Genomic DNA, 16,586 nt, shown 5'->3' with positions numbered 1-16,586 from the left:
ACAGTAAGTAGTAGCTAAGCAATCATCGGAGGGAAATTACGTGAACTATTCAGTTCTCAAAAGATTATTGATTGGAAAGCCGCTTAAAACAAAAGAGTTAGGCGATCAAAAACTTAGTAAGCTTAAAGCACTGGCTATTTTATCATCAGATGCCTTATCTTCAGTGGCTTATGGAACAGAACAAATTTTGATTGTACTTGCAACAGTCGGCATTCTTGCCTATTGGTATTCGATTCCAATTGCGCTTGGGGTATTGGTTCTGCTGACGGCTTTAATTCTTTCATATCGCCAAATTATTTATGCGTATCCGCAAGGCGGAGGAGCTTATATTGTTTCGAAAACCAATTTAGGGGAAAATCCCGGGCTTATCGCTGGGGGATCACTGTTGGTGGATTATATTTTAACAGTTGCTGTGAGTGTTTCAGCAGGAACCGATGCTTTAACTTCGGCTTTTCCAACGCTGCATCATTACAATGTAGTAATTGCGTGTTTACTGGTGATTTTTATTACCGTCTTAAATTTACGTGGTGTAACAGAATCCGCTTCTGTATTAGCTTATCCGGTTTATTTATTTGTTATTGCTCTTATTTTGTTAATAGCGGTAGGCTTGTTTAAAATAGCGACAGGTCAAGTTTCACCTGAGCTTCATCCATCTCTCGGTACAGTAGTGCCAGGTATTAGTTTGTTTTTATTATTAAAAGCTTTTTCATCAGGCTGTTCGGCATTAACAGGTGTAGAAGCTATTTCAAATGCAGTGCCTAACTTTAAAGAGCCAGGTGCAAAAAATGCTGTTCATACATTAATGCTGATGGGCGGTATTTTAGCCGTTTTATTTTCTGGCATCACGTTTTTAGCTTATTGGCTTGGCATTTCTCCAAAAGCAGATGAAACGGTTGTATCACAAATTGCATCGAGTGTGTTTGGACGAAATGGATTTTATTATTTTATTCAAGGCACAACAGCTCTAATTCTAGTGCTAGCGGCGAATACGGGCTTTTCAGCTTTCCCTTTGCTGGCTGTCAACTTATCGTCTGATAAATATATGCCAAGAATGTTTCAAATTCGTGGCGATCGATTAGGCTATTCAAATGGAATTGTGACCCTTGGAATTGCTTCTATTGTCTTAATTGTAGCTTTTAAAGGTGCGACTGAACAATTAATTCCTCTTTATGCAGTCGGGGTGTTTATTCCATTTACGCTTTCTCAAACAGGCATGATTGTCAAATGGCTTAGAGAAAAGCCGGCCGGCTGGCAAGGGAAGCTAACCATTAACTTAATTGGTGCCCTCATTACCTTAACTGTGCTAATTATTTTGTTTACAACGAAGTTTTCACAAGTATGGTCCGTGCTCATTTTCTTACCGGTTATTGTTTATATTTTTCATCGCATCCATACGCATTATGAAGCGGTAGGAGAGCAGCTTCGCATTAAGCAAGGAGAAAAGATTGGAAAGCTTGAAGGAAGTGTGGTCATTGTTCCTGTAGCAGGAATGACAAAGGTAGTAGAAAATTCATTAAATTATGCAAGAACGATTGGCGATACCGTTATTGCAGTGCATGTGGCCTTTGATCGAGAAAGCGAAAAGAGAATGGAAGAGAAGTGGGAGAAGTGGCAGCCTGATATTCGTATTGTTACGTTTCATTCTCAATACCGCAGCTTAGTGCGGCCGCTGTTTCGATTCATCGATATGGCTGAGGAAAAAGCCCGGGAAAATAACATGGCTATTACGGTCGTTATTCCGCAATTCATTACGAAAAAAAGTTGGCAAAATATCCTTCACAATCAGTCCAGTCTGCTGTTAAAAGCACATTTGCTTTACCGTAAAAACGTAATTGTTACAACTGTACCGTACCGTTTTAAAAAATAATGAAACATGACTAAAAACCTCCAACTTGTATGTTGGAGGTTTTTAATTTTTAAATTCACATACACTAACCGTAATTGAATCTCATCAAAGGCGCAAACGGAGGGATTACATGAGTGAATTAATTAAATTGCTGCGAAAAGGAAATAAATCGGCCATGATGGCTGCTGTAGTTAATACCATTATTTCCATTATTAAAGGCATTGCTTTCGCTTTAACAGGGAATGTAGCAATGTTTGCTGAAACGATGCACAGCTTAGGAGATGCAGCTAATCAGTTTTTTGTCTTTATAGGTTCGGCATTAAGTAAAAAAGCCCCGACCAAACGATTTCCAAACGGTTTCGGCCGATTGGTTAATCTCGTTCTATTAGGAGCGGTTCTTGTAGTAGGGATTATGGCGTTTGAAACGATTAAAGAAGGATATCACCACATTCTTCATCCGACGAAGTCTTCAGGCTTTATTTTAAATATTGCAGTACTTGGCATCTCGGTGTTACTTGAGATGTTTGTCCTATTTAAGGCAATGAAAGAAATTTTGCACGATGTCGGAATGAATACCACAGAGGTCAAAGTTTTTACGCAAAGCTTTGTTCATTTAAAGAAAGCAAAGCCTGCAACCAAGCTTGTCTTTATGGAAGATTTGGTAGCTACTGGAGGAGGGGTACTGGCATTAATAGCTGTTTTCATTTCACGGTTTACACCTTTTCACCAAGCTGAAGGAATTGCTTCTATTTTAATTGGGCTTATGATGTTTTTTGTAGTAGGACGAGTATTTTTAGACAACGCTGCTGGAGCGCTTGGTGAAGCAGATAAAGAAATGGAAATAAAAATTGGCGCGATTGTCATGCAAGATGTACAAGTGCGTGATATTCAAACATTAATGGTGATGAAAGAAGGAGAAGAGCTTCACGTTGAATTAAAAGTAGAAATTAATCCTTCTTTAACAGTGGCAGAAGCTGATGATATTAAAGATCGTCTGGAAAATCGTATTTTAAAGGAAAAAGGAGTAACGGATGTCATTATTGAATTTGATGAAGATGATGGAATTCCGGACTGGGCGCCAAGTGATTTACAGCTTCAAAAAGAATAAAAACAAGGAAGAAAACAACTGTTTTCTTCCTTGTCTTTTTAGCTATATACTTTTTCACGTACGTTTGGAGAATCTGTTGAAGCTTTCGAGAAGTTAATGGTTTCACGTACAACGTAAATAGGTCTATTTTTGCTTTCATCGTAAATTCTTGCGATGTATTGTCCGACTAGACCCAGACCAAGCAGCTGAATACCGCTAAAGAAGGTGATAGCTACCATAATAGAAGTCCAGCCAGGCTGAATGTTTTTACCTATCAGCCAAACAACAATCGAATAACTTAAAACTAAAAGTGATACAAAAACCGATAACAAGCCAATAACCATTACTAAACGCAAAGGCTTCGTTGAAAACCCAATAATTCCATCTGAAGCAAACTTGATCATCTTTTTTAAAGGATATTTTGTTTCACCAGCAAAGCGTTCATCGCGCTCATATTCTACATATGTTTGCCTGAAGCCAATCCAAGACATCATTCCTCGTACAAAACGATTACGTTCAGTCATTTTTTTGAATACATCCGCTACTTTTCGGTCGATAATACGAAAATCTCCCGTGTCTTTAGGGATTTCGATATCGGACATATAATTTAAAAAGCGATAAAAATACTTAGCCGTGGCTAACTTAAAAAAGGTCTCTCCGCTTCGTTTCTTGCGCTTTGCATATACAATTTCATAGCCTTGCTGCCATTTAGCAATTAATTCGGGAATCATTTCTGGCGGATCTTGTAAGTCCGCATCAATAATAACGATAGCATCACCTTGAGCATAATCAATGCCTGCTGTTACGGCAGTTTGGTGCCCAAAATTACGAGCAAAATCAATAACTTTTACATTAGAATCCATAGCCGCTACGTCCTTCAAGATTTCAATTGTTCGGTCGGTGCTGCCGTCATTGACGAAAATGAATTCATAGTTAATGTGGTTTTTATGCATGACGGAAAGCAAGCGATTGTAGCATTCATTAGCTACTTCTTCTTCAAAATACATAGGTACCACGATTGAAATTAGTTCTTTCATGCTTTACCTCCTATCGAGTGATTGTTTGTGTGCTTAAACGTCCATATTTTATTAAGGAAAAAATTGATAAACATTCCTATACAAGTAGACAACAGTTGTCCGATTATTGGATTAGCAGGTGTATAGTGTACAAGAAGGAATAAGCAGCTTGTATTAATTGCTAAAGTAATAAGGTTTACGATGAAAAATTGAGCTAACATCCATTTATGTACAGTTGCTTGAAACACCCACGATTTGTTCCAATAGTAGCTGTTTATAACGCCAATAAAATAAGACAGTACGTTAGCCAATATATAATTCATATCAAAATGAATGAGTGCTAAGTAACTGATAATAGTGAGCAGGGTATTCATTATACCTACAAATCCGAATTTCAGGAATTTTATCACGGTTGCATAATCCCTTCCATTTAATTTATCTCTTCACATTTTGTCTTGGGCTCATTTTTAGTAAATCGTACTATTAAATAGGATAGAATCACTGAAATACCAAGCCCTTCGAGCAGCATAAAGCTTGGAAAAATAAAGAATCGATAGCGAGTTTGAATTTCAATAAGCAAGTGAATAAGAACGTATCCTATGATTAGTAATAAAAACAGTGTATATGGATATTTATCCTGCTTTCTCAGGAATAAACATATAAGGCCAATAATGGAAATAATAGTAGTTGATACATAAATGATTCTTTCATAACTTTGAGCAGCACTAATTAATTTCTCTTTATTGGAAGGTACATCTTCTTGAGGAGTTAATGAAATGCTCCAAAATGTAGATGCATCCGTTCCTCCCCACATATTTAGGAATTTAATGTGAAAGAGATCTAAAAGTTGCTCTTTATCTGCTATCCGCTCTTTAATTACCTCTTTTTCTGCTTCAGCTCGTTTTTTTCCAATTGGCATACCCATAAAACGACTAGCATCCTCTGAAGAATAGGAACCGCTTGTTTCGTAATTAAAGCCAATGACGAATTTCCATAAAGGATCTCTGTTACTTAAAGGATATTTAGAAATACCGCTGGCTACAAAAGAATAGTTGATCAGCGCATTTACAATAAAAAAAGTAGCCAGTATGCCTACGAGGTTTTTTCCTATTTTCTTTCGATGAGTTTTTAACTCAGCAGCATTCTTCGTTTTAATGTAAGGTTGAAGAATTTGCAAGATGAAATAAATGAAAACAGCAACGATAATAATGGGTCCTAGAGGGCGCATTAAATTTCCTAACGACAATAGAAGGCCAATATAAAGCGAGCTAAACTTGTTATGAGCAAATCTTTTTATAATAAGGTAAAAAGCTGCATAAAATAAAAAAGTAGCTAAATGCTGATTAGTTAACACTGAGCTATAGAGAATGTTCGGAATGTAGAACGTATACAAGAAAGCTGCCATTCTCCCAGCAAGTTCGTTAAATACTTTAGCGCCAATTAAATAAATAAAAATAACGGTTCCAGTGGAATAAAAAATATTTAACAATTTTAATATAAAAATGTTATCTCCAAAACAGCGAATAATAACAGATTCATAGAATGAAAAGCCCAGCTGATATACCCATGTAGTGAAATAAACGCTTTGATTAAATTCATAATTTCCTTTTGCTATATTACGCGCGGCATCTAACATGACAAGAAAGTCAGATTTTACAGGCGTTTGAACAGAAAGCATCCATGCTAATCGAATACCTAAGGTCAAAACAATCAGTGAAATAAAAAAAACAGTTTTGTTCATGTATCTACTTGCAATAGCTATTAGAAAAATGACAAGGAAAGTGATAAATATTCCTTCAATAATAAATGAATTACTTAAAGCCAAGCCTTTTAATTCCAATGAATTTGTCATCGCACTATAACTGCCCCATAGAGACCATGTAAGAATAATGACACATAAAAAAATCAGGCTTTTGGATAAAAATGAGTTAAGCATATTACCTCCTGCAAATTATTTCATAGATAAGGTACAAAATTCCTACCCTATGATACCATATTTTATTATTTTGTATATATTTTTCTTATAGAGTATAATGTTGGATTGTTCTGAAATTGTAACAGCGGCATAACGTTTGATAAAAGGGTAAGCCGAGTAGGAAAAAGATTTCGTAATAGAAAAAGCTGTTTGCATCCATACGTATGCGAACAGCTTTTATGTTTTAAATCGATCTTTTAATAAATTCCATAGGGAACTCACTCCGAGACTAATGCTGATCAGAATTCCTGATAGAGCTACTATTAAAGCGATATATTCAAAGATAGAAAACTGCTTCATACTACCCCAATTGATGTTTCCCTTTAGTTTGCTAATAACTAAATTCATTCCGTAAATACCGGAAAGAACCGTGTAAATCGTTAAAATTAATAATAAGTAATTGTGACGCTTGGCTGCGATTTTCTCTTGATTTTGGTACAAAGTACCAAGGGTTTCTTTGACTTCTTGATAAAGAGAATTGATGTGGAAGATTTTTTTAAAGAGCTCAGAAAACTCTTGACCTTCTGTGCGAGAGCTAATTTCTAAAAATAAATATTTACCTGAAAACACGGTAATAGAGCGAATTAGTCGTTCAATGCCCTCTGAATTTTTATGAAACGTGAGCTGAGAATACTCATAAGATAGTTTTAGCAACACGATTTTATAGAAAAAATGTAAAAATAAATTATAGTAATGCTGGCCAAATAGATGATTCATCAAAAGCTGATCCGTTTTAGAGTCTGTCGATTTAGAAATACACGAAAACACATGGTCTGTTATGACGTAATAGGTTTCAGGCGCCCATCTGGAATACACATGTTTAGTATTATACGTTTTAATATACTCATGATTGTGTGCAGAAATAAACGCTTTCCCGTCAGGCGTATAGCTATTTAGCTGTCCAGTACGAAATAAAGTTGTGGAATTAATCTCTTGCTCTTGATTTACCGTTACATAACTTAACACAAACATCCGTTCATCGATAAAATAAGGAAGGCTCCCAACGTGCTGTTCACGTGTGGCTTCTTTTTTGATGTGTTCGTTCAAAAATGGCGCGAGCTGTGAAAAAATATAGTCTTGCACTTTACTATAGCGATGATGTTCATATGTAATGGTGGATCCATGCTCTTCAGCAAGCTTCGGTTCTAATACACGAAAATGATTCATGAATTCTAAAATATCATCATAGGTGTAATGATTATGGCTCATCTCAGTGCGAATGGTCATGACGCCAATTTCAAAAGGACATAAAAAAACATCCACAGACAGCACGTTGCTAGACACGGTGGTGGAGGAAGTGTGTAACGTAATAGTATGGTCTATTTTTTTTGAAAATCGAAGCAACCCTTCTTTTTCGCACGAGTCAGGGAATAGAATACATTCAATGTAAGGAAGAAAATATTGATCCAGGCTATCATGAGATACGTAATACTGTTCTCCGTAGTATTCTTTTTCTAAATGTTTGTTTTGAATGGAAAAAAACTCGAACAAATTTGTTTTCAGTGCATGAACAAGCTGCTCTTTATTTTTTCGATCAAAGGAAAAAGGAAAAAGAAACATGTTCATTGCTTTGGTAGGTACAATGGTTTGAAATGGTTCTGTTTTCCTTGATGTATTGGTCATAAACTACATCCTTCCTATGGTCGGTTGTATTTCCTTGTAAGAGTCGAGGAAATGCAGATAGAAAGTAAAAGGTAAAACAAGCTTTACAAAAACCGTTCTACCTGCCTGCAATGATTCAACGTATCATTTATAATATGCCAATTTTTTTAGAAAACAAACGTAAAAAAACCAACTAACATCATGATTAGTTGGTTTTACATACAGTGTCTTACTAGTGAATCGTGCGATATACACCAGTTACTTTTCCTAAAATCGTTACGTGGCGAAGAATAATAGGCGCCATCGTTGAATTTTCAGGCTGTAAACGAACGAAATTTTCTTCTTTAAAGAAACGTTTTACCGTTGCTTCGTTGTCCTCGGTCATAGCGACCACAATATCTCCATTATTAGCTGTTTGCTGCTGACGTACGATTACCATATCGCCATCTAGAATACCTGCTTCAATCATACTTTCTCCCATAATTTCAAGCATAAATACATGATCATCTGGAGAAACAAATTTATCTGGAAGAGGGAAATATTCTTCCACATTTTCAACGGCTGTTATAGGAAGACCCGCTGTTACTTTACCGATAACAGGAACATTAATGACATTGCTTTTAGGGATGTTTACTTCGTCTAGTTGAAGAACTTCGATTGCTCTTGGTTTTGTTGGATCTCTGCGAATTAACCCTTTGCTTTCTAACCGAGCTAAATGCCCGTGTACAGTGGAGCTAGAGGCTAATCCTACTGCTTCCCCAATCTCGCGAACAGAAGGCGGATAACCTTTTAATTTTACTTCGTGCTTAATAAAATCTAGTATGTCTTGTTGACGTTTTGATAGCTTCATATTTTTCACCTCGATTTTAGCTATTCTTTAGGTGAATTATACCACGTGATGTGTCAATATACAAACATAAGTTCGAAGAATTCCATTGACAGAAACAAATGTTCTCACTAAAATAAGAACATATATTCTGATGGGGGGTCATAATATGCAACAATTCTTACATTCTATGAAACATTACGCTATTTTTTTTGCAGTTATCGCTGCACTTACATATGTATTGACGCTGGTTTTAGGAGCGGATAAAGTAGATTTAGACAAATATTCAACGGTTACTATTACAAAAGGAGATACGCTTTGGGACTTGTCCAACAAGTATCATAATCACCATCATTTGACCACCAATGAATTTGTCAAATGGGTTGAAGACGTCAATGATTTAAACTCAGACACTGCCCAGTCTTTATCTCCTGGAGATAAATTATATATTCCTGTTTTAAAAAAAGAGTTACATAATCAAGTGGCAATTGAACAGTAGTGTAACGGCCGTTCCTGAATATTGTTAGAAGCCGAAAAGGTCGTGATAAAAGTGGATGCCATTATTTATTGCCGTGTCAGTACGGATAAAAAAACCCAAGAAACATCTTTACAGCGCCAGCAAGAAGAATTAAAAAAGCTTGCTGATCTTCACCATCTAGACGTAAAAAAAGTCGTAATGGAAAAAGCAAGCGGATATGATGTAGACAGAGAGGGTATTTTGGATGTTCTTCATACAATGAAAGAAGAGAAAATATCTGCGCTGCTCATTCAAGACGAAACACGATTAGGCAGAGGAAATGCCCGAATTGCGCTGCTTCATGCTTTTCATAAAGAAAATGCTACAATCTATACGATTAGTCATCAAGGTCAGCTTCAGCTTTCAGAATCTGATTCAATGGTGTTAGATATTATTAGCTTAGTGGAAGAGCATCAGCGGAAATTACATAACGCCAAAATTAAAAGAGGAATGAAAAGAGCCGTAGAAAACGGTTATCGTCCGCAGCAAAATTTAAAAAATCAAGGAGTTAACTCGGGAAGGGAAAAAAAGAAGCGCCGATTGAAGAAATTGTCCGCCTTCGTCATAACGGCTTAACCTTTGCTGAAATTTCAGTTACGCTAAAAGGTTTTGGCTATAATATTTCAAAAGCGACGGTACATCGCCGCTATCAAGAGTATCAAGAGAGTGCTCAATCTCTTGATAAAACGAAAGAGATTTAGTAAGATGACTACATGTTGCCGGAACGGTTCGGTAATTTTAATTATTGATTATAAGGAGATAGGTTTTATATGCTATCAAAAGATAAACTTGCTCGTATTAATGCTCTTTCAAAAAAGGCAAAGGCTGAAGGTCTGACAGAATCTGAAGCGAAAGAACAGCAAGAGCTACGTCAGGAATATTTAAAAGTTTTCCGACAATCTATGACTAATCACCTTCATACGATTAAAGTTGTGGACGAAGAAGGTAAAGATGTTACGCCTAAGAAGTTAAAAGAGAGTAAAAAGAAGCGTCTTCACTAAGACGTTCTAGTAAAACTAGAGGAAGAGTTCCCTCTAGTTTTTTGTATATTTTTAATAAGGCACACAAAAACTGTAAAAGTGGAAAATTTTTTGGTTCAAGTATTGTACAAATAAGCAAATCATTAGTATGATAACATATGTACATAGTTTTGAAAGGAATGAAGAGTATGACACAACGTATTGAAGATCTTTCGATTGCAACAATTCGTACTTTATCAATCGATGCGATTGAAAAAGCAAATTCAGGTCACCCAGGTATGCCAATGGGAGCTGCTCCAATGGCATATACATTGTGGACAAAATTTATGAACATCAATCCAAAGAATCCAAACTGGTTCAACCGTGACCGCTTTGTATTATCAGCAGGACACGGATCGGCACTATTATACAGCTTGCTTCATTTAGCTGGATATGACTTATCAATTGAAGACCTTAAAAACTTCCGTCAATGGGGAAGTAAAACACCAGGTCATCCAGAGTTCGGTCATACAGCAGGTGTTGATGCAACAACTGGCCCACTAGGACAAGGTATTGCAATGGCTGTTGGTAAAGCAATGGCAGAACGTCATTTAGCTGAAACATACAACAAAGAAGGTTTAGAAATTGTAGACCACTTTACGTATGGTATTTGTGGTGATGGAGACTTAATGGAAGGTGTATCTGCTGAAGCAGCTTCATTAGCGGCACACTTAAAATTAGGACGTTTAGTTGTTTTATACGATTCAAATGATATTTCTTTAGACGGAGATTTAGATCGCTCGTTCTCTGAGAACGTAGAAGATCGTTTCAAAGCTTACGGATGGCAAGTAATCCGCGTTGAAGACGGCAATGACTTGACAGCGATTGCAAACGCAATTGAAGAAGCAAAAGGCGATTTAACACGCCCAACGCTAATTGAAGTAAAAACAACAATCGGATTTGGTTCTCCAAACCACGCGGGTACTTCTGGCGTGCACGGTTCTCCATTAGGTTCCGATGAAACAAAATTAACAAAAGAAGCTTATGCATGGACATTTGAAGAAGATTTCTATGTGCCAGAAGAAGTGTATGCTCACTTCAAAGCTACAATTGCTGAAGATGGCCAAAAGAAAGAAAACGAATGGAACGATGTATTTGCACAGTATAAAGAAAAATATCCTGAACTAGGTCGTCAATTTGAACTAGCAGTAGAAGGAAAGTTACCGGAAGGCTGGGAAGAAACGCTTCCAGCATACGAAACGGGTTCAAGCCTAGCTAGCCGTGCTTCTTCTGGAGAAGTATTAAACGCAGTAGCACAAGCTGTACCTCAATTCTTCGGCGGTTCAGCTGACTTAGCTGGCTCAAATAAAACAATGATTAAAGGTTCAGAAGACTTCACTGCAGCTGATTACAGCGGACGTAATATCTGGTTCGGTGTACGTGAATTTGCAATGGGAGCTGCATTAAACGGTATGGCTCTACACGGCGGCGTAAAAGTATTCGGAGGAACATTCTTTGTATTCTCTGATTATCTTCGCCCAGCAATTCGCTTAGCAGCTTTAATGAAGCTTCCTGTAACATATGTATTCACACATGACAGTATCGCAGTTGGAGAAGACGGCCCAACACATGAGCCAATTGAACAATTGCCATCACTTCGTGCAATGCCAGGTCTTTCAGTGGTTCGTCCTGCAGATGCAAATGAAACAGCTGCTGCATGGCGCTTGGCATTAGAATCAACTGACCGCCCAACGGCGCTTGTATTGACTCGTCAAAACTTGCCAACGCTTGAAGGTACAAAAGAAAATGCATACGAAGGCGTGTCTAAAGGTGCGTACGTTGTATCTAAAGCTGGTAAAGACCAAGCGGATGCATTAATACTTGCAACAGGCTCTGAAGTAAGCCTAGCAGTAGAAGCACAAAAAGCATTAGCTGCAGAAGGCATTGACGTATCTGTAGTAAGTATGCCTGCATGGGATCGTTTCGAAGAGCAATCTGCTGAGTACAAAGAAAGTGTTATCCCTAAATCAGTGAAAAAACGTTTAGGTATTGAAATGGCTTCTACACTTGGCTGGGAACGCTATGTTGGAGACGAGGGACAAGTTCTTGGTATTAATCACTTCGGTGCATCTGCTCCTGGTGAAACAATCATGAAAGAATTTGGTTTTACAGTTGAAAATGTAGTAGCAAAAGTGAAAAGCTTGCTTAATGCATAATTCTTTTTCATAAGAAAGAGCAGACCTCTGTGGTCTGCTCTTTTTTTCGACAAAAAAACAAAGGGATTTTTTCATCGATAGACAAGCATTGCGTACACCATTCGGTATAATAGTACAAAAAAGAACGAGCCGAAAGGGAGGATGAATCGTGAGAACGTATGAAGTATATTTAATGGAGGAAGAAGTTGCATCATCCTATTTTCGAAGAGAAAAGCTCATTTATCAGCTGCTGATTGAATATAGAATGAAACGTCATTTGCAGGAAACGCACTTACAAAAACAAGTTCATTACATTACTCGCCAACTGCCCATTTCATTTATTCAACGAGAATTGCTTCAGGCGTTTTCTCATTATCCTCATTTTTTTACTCATCAAGAGACGTTTGTGCTGGAATATCCTCATAAAAAAAGTCGAGCATCTATAAAATTAACGAATCGCTGTATAACAATTGAAGGAGATGGCAATGTTGATGCTGAGACAGCTTTTTTTGAAGTATTACGCAAGCTAGATCCTTGTTTTTTAGCAGTGAATTATGGAACGGATGAATACGGCTGGCTGAGGCCTGTGAAAACAAGAAAATTTGTGTAATTATTTAAGGAAATTGGAACGGAAATATTGTATAATAGCGTATGGTCTAGTACACTGTAAGTTAGACAACACGAAGGAGGAAGTAATACCATGGGAATGTATATTCTAGTTGGTGTTCTAGCATTAATTGTTGGGATAGCGCTAGGATTTTTCATTGCTCGTAAATATATGATGAGCTATCTGAAGAAAAATCCACCAATTAATGAACAAATGTTAAAAATGATGATGATGCAAATGGGCATGAAACCATCGCAGAAAAAAATTAACCAAATGATGAAAGCAATGAACGGCCAAATTAAATAATGGTTAATTGGACAGACACTCTCTATTCAGAAGGGTGTCTTTTGTTTTATGATAGAGATAAGAAAATGGTTGTGGGGCTAGGGGGATACGATGGAAATTTTTCGAGAGTTATGGTGGTTTTTCAAACAGGAAAAAAAGTCTTACATAACGGGGGTAGTGCTGCTCATTATTGTGGCAGCATTAGAACTTCTCCCGCCTAAAATTATTGGTTTAACGGTAGATGGCATTAAAGAAGAGACGCTGAATGGAAAGCGCTTAATACAGATGGTTGGCATTTTGCTAGGAGCTGCTGTTGTGGCCTATTTCACAAGATACATATGGCGTATTATGATATTTGGTTCATCTGTTAAACTAGCCAAGCAGCTGAGAAATACACTCTACACTCATTTTACCAAGATGAATCAGGCCTTTTATCAACGGCGGCGAATTGGGGATTTGATGGCCCATGCAACAAACGATATTCAAGCTATTCAACAAACTGCAGGTTCCGGCGTTTTGACACTCGTGGATTCCATTGTCACAGGAGGGCTTGTTCTATGCACAATGGCCCTCACAATCAGCTGGAAATTAACGCTTATTTGCCTTATTCCTATGCCGCTTATGGCCGTTTTAACAAGTTACTACGGTACATTGCTTCATGCGCGGTTTCATCACGCACAAGCAGCATTTTCTACTTTAAATGATAAGGTTCAAGAAAGCATTAGCGGCATTAAAGTCATTAAGACGTTTGGGGAAGAAGCAGCTGATGTCGAAGAATTTCGCATTAAGTCTGCAGATGTTGTCCAAAAGAACATGAAAGTAGCCCGAGTAGATGCATTGTTTGATCCGACCATTTCGATTATTGTAGCACTTTCTTTTTTACTTGCTCTTATTTTTGGGAGCAAGATGGTTATTAGTGAAGAGTTAACACTGGGGCAGCTTGTTACCTTTACAACTTATTTGGGCCTTCTTATTTGGCCGATGCTCGCGTTTGGCTGGCTATTTAACATTGTGGAACGAGGAAGAGCATCATATGACAGGGTATTTTCTTTATTAAAAGAAGAAAATTCGATTGAAGAAGCAGCGCATCCTAGTGCTGAAAGGCCAACAGGAAATATTGAAGCTGTTATTCATAGGTTTTCGTATGTTAAAGAAGACGAATATACGTTAAACGAAATTTATTTTACACTTTCTCGCGGTCAAACGTTAGGTATTGTCGGAAAGACGGGTGCTGGTAAAACCACGCTTTTAAAGCTGCTGCTTCGTGAATTTGATGTAAGTGACGGAGCTGTTTTATGGGGAGGAAAAGACATTAAAGACTATGCTTTTGATTCATTGTACAAAAGCATTGGATATGTTCCTCAAGATCACTTTTTGTTTTCAACAACAGTTGCTGATAATATCGCGTTTGGAAAAAGAGAAGCAAGCAATCAAGAAATTAAAGAAGCGGCTAAAGTTGCCAATGTACATAGAGACATCCTCGATTTTACAGATGGCTATCAAACAATAGTAGGTGAAAAAGGCGTTTCGTTATCGGGTGGACAAAAACAGCGTATCTCGATTGCAAGAGCTCTTTTATTAGATCCTGAGCTTTTAATTTTAGACGACTCGCTATCAGCGGTAGATGGAAAAACGGAAGCGGGTATTTTACAAGCGCTGAAGCAGAAACGTCAAAATCGAACAACGATTATTACAGCGCATCGACTGAGCTCGGTTACTCATGCAGACCTGATTCTTGTACTTTATAAAGGGAAAATTATTCAGCGAGGAACTCATGAAGAACTGCTTAGCGTGAGCGGCTGGTACCAGGATATGTATGATAGACAGCAGCTTGAACGTGCGGTAGAAGAAGGAGAGACGAAAAATGAAAATTGAGCATTCTTCGGTACATAAACGTCTATTTCGCTATACAATTCCGCATAAAAAATCATTTTTTTTAGCGTTCACACTATTATTAATTGCTACGGCTGCGGATTTATTAGGGCCCATTTTGATTAAAATTTTCATTGACGATTATTTAACTCCTAAGTATTTGCCTCTTCAGCCTCTTGTGTGGCTTGTAAGCAGTTATTTGCTTTTACAGCTTTTAAAAATTGTCGTTCAATACTTTCAGCTTCTGCAGTTCCAAAAAATTGCGCTTCAAATTATTCAGCAGATTCGAATTGACGTTTTTTCTCATGTTCATCGCTTGGCTCTTCGCTTTTTTGACAACACGCCAACAGGAAGCCTGGTATCTCGAATTACAAATGACACGGAAGCCATGAAAGAAATGTTTGTGGAAGTCACCGCGGTTTTTATTCAAAATGGGGTATTTTTGGTCGGTATTTTTATAGCCATGTTTATGCTAGATGTGAAGCTTGCTTTTTATTGTTTAGTTCTTCTCCCGTTCATTTGGGGACTTATGAAGTTTTATCAGCATTACAGCGCTATTTACTACGGACAGCTCCGGGAAAAGCTAAGCCAGTTAAATGCCAAGCTTCATGAGTCTTTGCAAGGCATGTCTATTATTCAGTTATTTCGTCAAGAAAAGCGGCTGCGCTCGGAATTTGAAGAAATCAATGATGAACATTACAAAGCGGGGATGCGCAATATTAAGTTGGATGGTTTGCTGCTAAGGCCGGCAGTCGAAATTCTTTACATTTTAGCCGTTATTCTTGTGCTCAGTTATTTTGGTATTTCTGTAGCTGACAGTCCTGTTAAAATTGGTGTTCTTTACGCGTTTATCAACTACTTGGATCGTTTTTTTGAGCCTGTTAATGAAATGATGCAGCGTCTTTCTATGTATCAGCAAGCGATGGTATCAGCCTCTCGGGTATTTGACTTGATGGATGAAAAAGAAAAAAATCCAGTCATGACAGGAGAACAAAAGCAGGGGGTACAAAAAGGAACGGTAGAATTCAGAAACGTAACGTTTTCCTATGATGGTGTTCGAGATGTGCTTTCTGATATATCATTTACGGTAAACGAAGGAGAAACAGTGGCTTTAGTAGGCCATACTGGAAGCGGGAAAAGCTCTATCATTAATTTATTAATGCGTTTTTATGAGCAGCAAAAAGGAGACATTTTGATTGATAATAAACCGCTATCGTCTTTTTCAAATGAACAGCTTCGAGATCAGGTAGGGCTGGTGCTGCAAGATGCCTTTTTATTTGCCGATACCGTAAAGCGAAATATTACGCTGCATGAAGACCATTTTTCTGATGAACAAGTAAAAGCAGCGGCGAAATTTGTGCAAGCTCACGCATTTATCGAAGCACTTCCTAATAAGTATAATGAAGTGCTAGTCGAAAGAGGTTCGACTTTATCAAGCGGTCAGCGTCAGCTCTTAGCATTTGCAAGAACGGTCATCCGGAATCCTAAAATCCTTATTCTTGATGAAGCAACAGCACACATTGATACAGAAACAGAAGAAGCGATTCAAGAAGTGTTAAGAGATATGGGAAAAGGCCGCACAACAATTGCGATTGCCCATCGCTTATCGACCATTCAACACGCCGACTGTATTTTAGTATTGCATAAAGGAAAAATCGTCGAAAAAGGAACGCACGCTGAACTGCTAAACAAAGGCGGTTTGTACTATAACATGTATCAGCTTCAGCACAGTGAAAAAGAAGTGAATTTCAGCAAAGAAACAGGAGTAAAAGAGATTTATACAGAATTGATAGAGTGAA

At 37.6% G+C, this 16,586-nt stretch carries 14 protein-coding genes and 1 pseudogene; 10 read left to right on the top strand and 5 right to left on the bottom strand.

Features of this window, described 5'->3' with window-relative positions:
• The first annotated feature begins 40 nt into the window (after positions 1–40).
• Both Q5794_RS21035 and Q5794_RS21030 read left to right on the top strand, forming a co-directional pair.
• Positions 41–1,867: an APC family permease gene (locus Q5794_RS21035; protein ID WP_214984449.1), complete on the top strand. Its 1,827-nt coding sequence runs from the start codon at positions 41–43 to the stop codon at positions 1,865–1,867.
• 109 nt (positions 1,868–1,976) lie between these two features.
• A complete protein-coding gene (locus Q5794_RS21030; RefSeq protein ID WP_214984450.1) occupies positions 1,977–2,954 on the top strand; it encodes a cation diffusion facilitator family transporter in 978 nt (325 codons plus the stop codon).
• 38 nt (positions 2,955–2,992) lie between these two features.
• On the opposite strand, the gene Q5794_RS21025 is transcribed toward Q5794_RS21030, so the two are convergent.
• From Q5794_RS21025 to lexA, 5 genes are all read right to left on the bottom strand, one after another.
• Positions 2,993–3,970, bottom strand: coding sequence for a glycosyltransferase family 2 protein (locus Q5794_RS21025; RefSeq protein WP_013084727.1), 978 nt, complete (start codon positions 3,968–3,970; stop codon positions 2,993–2,995).
• Complete coding sequence (locus tag Q5794_RS21020) at positions 3,967–4,359, bottom strand: GtrA family protein (protein ID WP_042452636.1); 393 nt, start codon at positions 4,357–4,359, stop codon at positions 3,967–3,969. The genes Q5794_RS21025 and Q5794_RS21020 overlap by 4 nt, the downstream gene beginning before the upstream one ends.
• Before the next feature lie 20 nt (positions 4,360–4,379).
• Positions 4,380–5,885: a glycosyltransferase family 39 protein gene (locus Q5794_RS21015; RefSeq protein ID WP_215054949.1), complete on the bottom strand. Its 1,506-nt coding sequence runs from the start codon at positions 5,883–5,885 to the stop codon at positions 4,380–4,382.
• A 216-nt stretch (positions 5,886–6,101) separates the two neighbouring features.
• Positions 6,102–7,547, bottom strand: coding sequence for a hypothetical protein (locus tag Q5794_RS21010; RefSeq protein ID WP_214984452.1), 1,446 nt, complete (start codon positions 7,545–7,547; stop codon positions 6,102–6,104).
• Between the two features lie 211 nt (positions 7,548–7,758).
• Positions 7,759–8,376 carry a transcriptional repressor LexA gene (gene lexA / locus Q5794_RS21005; RefSeq protein WP_013058778.1) on the bottom strand — a complete coding sequence of 206 codons (618 nt, stop codon included), beginning with the start codon at positions 8,374–8,376 and terminating at the stop codon, positions 7,759–7,761.
• 145 nt (positions 8,377–8,521) lie between these two features.
• Here lexA and yneA point away from each other — a divergent pair, with 145 nt between their 5' ends.
• From yneA to Q5794_RS20965, 8 genes and pseudogenes are all read left to right on the top strand, one after another.
• Complete coding sequence (gene yneA, locus Q5794_RS21000; RefSeq protein ID WP_014458514.1) at positions 8,522–8,851, top strand: cell division suppressor protein YneA; 330 nt, start codon at positions 8,522–8,524, stop codon at positions 8,849–8,851.
• Positions 8,852–8,902: 51 nt separating this feature from the next.
• Positions 8,903–9,570, top strand: a pseudogene (locus Q5794_RS20995) (recombinase family protein).
• Positions 9,571–9,639: 69 nt separating this feature from the next.
• Entirely contained in the window at positions 9,640–9,870 is a 231-nt protein-coding gene (locus Q5794_RS20990) for a DUF896 domain-containing protein (RefSeq protein ID WP_013058775.1), read from the top strand.
• A gap of 167 nt (positions 9,871–10,037) precedes the next feature.
• Positions 10,038–12,044: a transketolase gene (gene tkt / locus Q5794_RS20985; RefSeq protein WP_013058774.1), complete on the top strand. Its 2,007-nt coding sequence runs from the start codon at positions 10,038–10,040 to the stop codon at positions 12,042–12,044.
• A gap of 148 nt (positions 12,045–12,192) precedes the next feature.
• On the top strand, positions 12,193–12,633 hold the full coding sequence (gene sirA, locus Q5794_RS20980; RefSeq protein ID WP_013084721.1) for a sporulation inhibitor of replication protein SirA: 441 nt from the start codon (positions 12,193–12,195) through the stop codon (positions 12,631–12,633).
• Between the two features lie 90 nt (positions 12,634–12,723).
• Complete coding sequence (locus Q5794_RS20975; protein WP_013058772.1) at positions 12,724–12,936, top strand: YneF family protein; 213 nt, start codon at positions 12,724–12,726, stop codon at positions 12,934–12,936.
• Between the two features lie 90 nt (positions 12,937–13,026).
• Complete coding sequence (locus tag Q5794_RS20970; protein ID WP_214984453.1) at positions 13,027–14,790, top strand: ABC transporter transmembrane domain-containing protein; 1,764 nt, start codon at positions 13,027–13,029, stop codon at positions 14,788–14,790.
• Positions 14,780–16,585 carry an ABC transporter ATP-binding protein gene (locus Q5794_RS20965; RefSeq protein ID WP_374988405.1) on the top strand — a complete coding sequence of 602 codons (1,806 nt, stop codon included), beginning with the start codon at positions 14,780–14,782 and terminating at the stop codon, positions 16,583–16,585. The genes Q5794_RS20970 and Q5794_RS20965 overlap by 11 nt, the downstream gene beginning before the upstream one ends.
• Position 16,586 lies beyond the last annotated feature (1 nt).

It is taken from the genome of Priestia megaterium (assembly GCF_041941685.1).
Classification (GTDB): domain Bacteria; phylum Bacillota; class Bacilli; order Bacillales; family Bacillaceae_H; genus Priestia; species Priestia megaterium_C.
The sequence above is the reverse complement of the archived record's forward strand: the minus strand, read 5'-3'. Positions and strand labels throughout refer to the sequence as shown.

What these genes read in the sequence shown, in the direction of transcription:
- Q5794_RS21030 (WP_214984450.1), top strand. Translation starts at nt 1,977, where the DNA reads ATGAGTGAATTAATTAAATTGCTGCGAAAAGGAAATAAATCGGCCATG.
- Q5794_RS21025 (WP_013084727.1), bottom strand. Translation starts at nt 3,970, where the DNA reads ATGAAAGAACTAATTTCAATCGTGGTACCTATGTATTTTGAAGAAGAA.
- Q5794_RS21015 (WP_215054949.1), bottom strand. Translation starts at nt 5,885, where the DNA reads ATGCTTAACTCATTTTTATCCAAAAGCCTGATTTTTTTATGTGTCATT.
- Q5794_RS21010 (WP_214984452.1), bottom strand. Translation starts at nt 7,547, where the DNA reads ATGACCAATACATCAAGGAAAACAGAACCATTTCAAACCATTGTACCT.
- lexA (WP_013058778.1), bottom strand. Translation starts at nt 8,376, where the DNA reads ATGAAGCTATCAAAACGTCAACAAGACATACTAGATTTTATTAAGCAC.
- yneA (WP_014458514.1), top strand. Translation starts at nt 8,522, where the DNA reads ATGCAACAATTCTTACATTCTATGAAACATTACGCTATTTTTTTTGCA.
- Q5794_RS20990 (WP_013058775.1), top strand. Translation starts at nt 9,640, where the DNA reads ATGCTATCAAAAGATAAACTTGCTCGTATTAATGCTCTTTCAAAAAAG.
- tkt (WP_013058774.1), top strand. Translation starts at nt 10,038, where the DNA reads ATGACACAACGTATTGAAGATCTTTCGATTGCAACAATTCGTACTTTA.
- Q5794_RS20975 (WP_013058772.1), top strand. Translation starts at nt 12,724, where the DNA reads ATGGGAATGTATATTCTAGTTGGTGTTCTAGCATTAATTGTTGGGATA.
- Q5794_RS20970 (WP_214984453.1), top strand. Translation starts at nt 13,027, where the DNA reads ATGGAAATTTTTCGAGAGTTATGGTGGTTTTTCAAACAGGAAAAAAAG.
- Q5794_RS20965 (WP_374988405.1), top strand. Translation starts at nt 14,780, where the DNA reads ATGAAAATTGAGCATTCTTCGGTACATAAACGTCTATTTCGCTATACA.